Source organism: Turicimonas sp. TL08 (genome assembly GCF_054660695.1).
Genome location: NZ_BAAGDP010000130.1, coordinates 1 through 227, shown reverse-complemented (window position 1 = coordinate 227; position 227 = coordinate 1). Strand labels below are relative to the sequence as shown.

General features: G+C 36.6%; 1 protein-coding gene. It reads right to left on the bottom strand.

Annotation, left to right across the window (positions count from 1 at the left end; translation table 11 throughout):
- Positions 1-84 (bottom strand): transposase (locus ACYQ4O_RS13225; RefSeq protein ID WP_460175904.1); only part of this gene is annotated, 84 nt, incomplete at its 3' end.
- Between the last annotated feature and the right edge of the window lie 143 nt (positions 85-227).

The following is a 227-nucleotide window of genomic DNA, read 5'->3' as shown; positions in this document are numbered from 1 at the left end:
AAAAATTATTTTCAGTGCGTCCAATATCTGTTTGGTAAATACATATCGTCTGTACTTAGTGGCAAAGACCAAATGAATATGCAAATTCAAAAGACATTACCTGTCGTATCTGATATTAGTATCTAAGCCCATGACCAAATTTTAATTTGCCAAGGAAGTCAGGAAACAAAGATGCAGATAAGACGAGCTTTTAGATTTGAATTGTGCCCTAGTGGTGCCCAAGCTCG